The sequence below is a fragment of the Mesorhizobium sp. M7A.F.Ca.AU.001.01.1.1 genome (assembly GCF_004022735.1).
Taxonomy (GTDB): domain Bacteria; phylum Pseudomonadota; class Alphaproteobacteria; order Rhizobiales; family Rhizobiaceae; genus Mesorhizobium; species Mesorhizobium ciceri.
The window spans coordinates 1-3,935 of sequence record NZ_RZPF01000627.1 but is presented as its reverse complement, the minus strand read 5'-3'; the positions used below and the strand labels follow the sequence as shown (position 1 = coordinate 3,935).

General features: G+C 63.8%; 3 protein-coding genes and 1 pseudogene. All 4 read left to right on the top strand.

Translation table 11 applies throughout. The features are described from left to right. Position 1 precedes the first annotated feature (1 nt). A complete protein-coding gene (locus EN884_RS28600; protein ID WP_245492002.1) occupies positions 2–1,003 on the top strand; it encodes a C-terminal binding protein in 1,002 nt (333 codons plus the stop codon). Positions 1,004–1,258: 255 nt separating this feature from the next. Then, positions 1,259–2,290 (top strand): 2-aminoethylphosphonate ABC transporter substrate-binding protein, encoded by a 1,032-nt coding sequence (locus EN884_RS28595; protein WP_063167536.1) that lies wholly within the window; start codon positions 1,259–1,261, stop codon positions 2,288–2,290. 29 nt (positions 2,291–2,319) lie between these two features. Further along, on the top strand, positions 2,320–3,465 hold the full coding sequence (locus EN884_RS28590; protein WP_024502486.1) for an ATP-binding cassette domain-containing protein: 1,146 nt from the start codon (positions 2,320–2,322) through the stop codon (positions 3,463–3,465). Continuing rightward, positions 3,458–3,935, top strand: a pseudogene (locus tag EN884_RS28585) (2-aminoethylphosphonate ABC transporter permease); the annotation flags it as partial. The gene EN884_RS28590 and the pseudogene EN884_RS28585, both read left to right, overlap by 8 nt.

Below are 3,935 nucleotides of genomic sequence, written 5' to 3'. Positions count from 1 at the left end.
CGTGCGCACCGACCGCGAACTCGAATGTCCCGGCATCGACGCCGGCTTGCGGGCGAGGGGGGTCGAACTGGTGACGCTGCCGGACGGCATCCCCGAAGCTGATCTCATGCAGGCCGTTGCGGACGCCGATCTTTTGCTGATGTGCTACACGCCGATCACCGCACGGGTGATCGAGGCGGCTCCCAGATTGAACGGCATTGTCAAATATGGCGTCGGCGTCGATGCCATCGACATCCCCGCCGCGATGCGGCGTGGCATTCCCGTTGTCAACGTGCCGGATTATGCTGAGGAAACCGTCGCCGAAGGCGCCTTCGCGCTGATGATCGCGCTGGCCAAGCGGCTGCCCTCCATCACCGCGGCGGTGTCACGTGATGGTTGGATCTGGCCCGAGCAACGCTGGCTGGGGCGCGACATGTCCGGCGCCACGCTTGGGCTCGTCGGCTGCGGCAAGATCGGCCGCAGCATGGCGCGCATGGCAGGCCAAGGATTTCATGCGCGCGTTCTCGGCTTCGATCCCGGTGTCGATGTCGCAACCATGCGCACCGCCGGCATCGAGAAGGTAGAAGACCTCCACGTCATGCTGCGCGCCTGCGATTTCGTTTCCCTCCACTGCGTGCTGAACGACAGGACGCGCGGCTTGATTGGTGAAGCCGAGCTCGCTTGCCTGAAGCCTTCCGCTATCATCGTCAACGTCTCGCGCGGCGCGCTGATCGACGAGGCCGCCCTTGTCGAGGCGATCATCTCGGGGCGCATCGGCGGCGCCGGGCTCGACGTCTATTCGGTCGAGCCGCTGGCCAAATCGGGCCATCCGATGAGCGCGCTGTTCGGCCGCGACAACGTCATCCTGTTTCCGCATCTCACCTTCTTCACGCAGGGGGCCATGCGCCGGCTCGAAGACGACACGCTCGCGCGCTGCTTCGAAATTCTCGAAGGCCGGCCGGTTACCGTTCGTTCGTTCGACCCGCGGCTGCGGGCGCAGACATCTGGGGTTTCATTTGGCTGACCATCACCATCTCTGCACCCAATCGCGGGCCTTCCGCGAGGCCGGAATCGAAGCCAGGCCAGCGTTGCGACAGTTCCATGACAACTATCAGGTAAAATTTGCCTCTCATAAAATAAATAGATTTTACTTATCGATCGTCAGTCCCCAAAGTCGGCACAACGACGAGATCGAACGGTGCCGCATAAGGCTCCGGCCTACAGGCGAGATCGTCACAGTGCATCGCAGAATGTGCCATCAATCACAGGGGAACTGAGCATGAAATCGCAAAAGGCAACCATAGCTACGGCCTTCGCCGCGTCGCTGTTGGCGTCGTCGGCTCTTGTCGGACCGGCACTCGCCGACGGCGTCGTCACCATCTATTCCGCCGACGGCCTGCATGACGGCAATGGCAGCTGGTTCGAGACCGAATTCGCCGCCTTCACCAAGGCCACCGGCATCACCGTGCAGTATATCGAGGCAGGTTCCGGCGGCGTCGTCGAGCGTGTCGCCAAGGAAAAGTCGAATCCGCAGGCCGACGTGCTGGTGACCTTGCCGCCCTTCGTGCAGCGGGCCGCGGCTGACGGCCTGCTGCAGGACTACAAGCCGGAAGCCGCCGACCAGATCGATGGCGGCACAGACAAGTACCGGCCGCTGGTCAACAACTATATGAACTTCATCTACAACAGTGCCGTCCTGCCGGAAGCGCCAAAGGCCTACAACGACCTGCTCGACCCGAAGTTCAAGGGCAAGATCCAGTATTCTACCCCCGGCCAGGCCGGTGACGGCACCGCCGTCATGCTGCAGATCATCCACGCCTTCGGCAGCGAGGATGCCGGCTTCGAGTTCATGAAGAAGCTGCAGGACAACAATGTCGGCCCCTCCGCTTCGACCGGCAAGCTGACCGCGCTGGTCAACAAGGGTGAGCTGCATGTTGCCAATGGCGATCTGCAGATGAACATGTCGCAGATGGCCGACAATCCCAATATCAAGGTGTTCTGGCCGGCTGGACCTGACGGTGTGCGCTCCACCTTCGCGCTGCCCTATGAAATCGGCCTGGTCACCGGCGCACCCAACGCAGACAACGGCAAGAAACTGATCGACTTCCTGCTCTCCAAGGAAGCCCAGTCGAGCATCAGTTCCGTTGCGCTCGGCATGCCGGCTCGCAAGGACGTCAAGCCGGATGACGCCAACTTCGCCAAGGCGCAGGAGGCGATGAAAGGCGTGACCATCTGGTCGCCGAACTGGGACGACGCGCTGAGCAAGCTACCCGATTATGTCAAGCGCTGGAACGAAGCGACCGGAAGTTGATCCGCAAGGGAAACCCGGAGGACCACGCCATGTCGGCCGCAGCGTTTACTGGTACCAGTGTCATGGACATCGACGCCGCGAAGGTTCGCGGCGCCGGCTCCAATGTCCATTTCGACAAGGTCAGCGTTGCCTATGGCGCGCATGTCGTCCTGCATCCGCTGACCCTGGATATCGCACCTGGCGAGATCCTGGCGATGATCGGCCCATCCGGCTCCGGCAAGACGACGGCCTTGCGCGCCGTGGCCGGCTTCGTGCGACCCGCCAGCGGGCGGATCCGCATCGGCGCCACCGATGTGACCGATCTGCCGCCCTACGAGCGCGGCCTTGGCATGGTGGTGCAGAACTACGCGCTGTTTCCGCATATGCGGGTCGAGGACAACGTTGCCTTCGGCCTCAGAGCACAGGGCGCCGACAAGGCGCTGATCGGTGAGCGGATCAAGGATGCGCTGGGCACTGTCGGCATGTCGGCCTATGCCCGGCGCTATCCGCGCGAGCTTTCGGGCGGCCAGCAGCAGCGCGTGGCGATTGCGCGTGCCTTGGCCGTGCGGCCGCGCGTGCTCCTGCTCGACGAGCCGCTCTCGGCGCTCGACGCCCAGATCCGCCGCAACATGGTCGAGGAGATTGCCCGGCTGCACCGCAGCCTGCCCGGCCTCACGATCCTCTATGTCACCCACGACCAGACCGAGGCACTGACGCTTGCCGACAAGATCGCCATCATGCGCGACGGCAGGGTCTGTTCGCATGGACCGACGACCGAACTCTACCGCCGCCCGCCAAACCGTTTTACGGCCGAGTTCCTCGGCCGCGCCAATCTTCTTCCGGTAACGGTTGCCGAGGCCGTCGGGTCGAAGGGATTTGCCACGGCAAGGCATGGTGACGCGCTGCTGACCGGCGCCGGCCGCAACGAGAAGGCCGGCGACAAGAGCCTGCTCTGTATCAGGCCGCAGCATCTCAGCCTGACCGCCGACAGCGACCATACCAACCGCATCGTGGGCACGCTCCAGGAAGTGCACTGGCAGGGCGAACTGACCCATCTCGTGCTCGACGTCGACGGCACGCCGGTGCGTGTCTCGGCGACCAGGCTGCCGATCGCCTTGCCCGAACCCGGCGCCAAGGTGCCGCTGTTCTTCGCGCCCGCCGACACCTCGCTTCTCCCGGAAGACGCCGGTGTCTGAGGCGGTCGCCATCCCTGCGCCGGCGATGAAGCTCTCGTCGGGTAAATTGTGGATAGTGCCACCGGCGGCCCTGCTGGCGCTGCTGTTCTTCTATCCGTTGGCACTGATTGCCCGCCAGGCCTTCCTCGACGACAGTGGCGTCGCCAATGTCGCCGAAGTCATCCGCGTGCTGCATTCGCGCTTCTTCCTCAACGCGCTGATCAACACGGTGTCGATCTCGGTCGCGGCGACGGCCGGATGTCTGGTCGTCGGCCTCGTGCTGGCGCTGATTCTGGCCTTCGTGCCGTTCCCCGGCAGCGGCTTCATCGCCCGGCTGATCGATACCTTCATCGCGCTGCCGACATTCCTGGTGACGCTTGCCTTCACCTTCCTCTATGGCTCCGCCGGCATGCTCAATGCCGGGCTGATGGAGACCTTTTCGCTGCCGCTGCCGCCCGTCGATTTCCTCTATTCCGCGTGGGGTGTGATCC

What these genes read in the sequence shown, in the direction of transcription:
- EN884_RS28595 (WP_063167536.1), top strand. Translation starts at nt 1,259, where the DNA reads ATGAAATCGCAAAAGGCAACCATAGCTACGGCCTTCGCCGCGTCGCTG.
- EN884_RS28590 (WP_024502486.1), top strand. Translation starts at nt 2,320, where the DNA reads ATGTCGGCCGCAGCGTTTACTGGTACCAGTGTCATGGACATCGACGCC.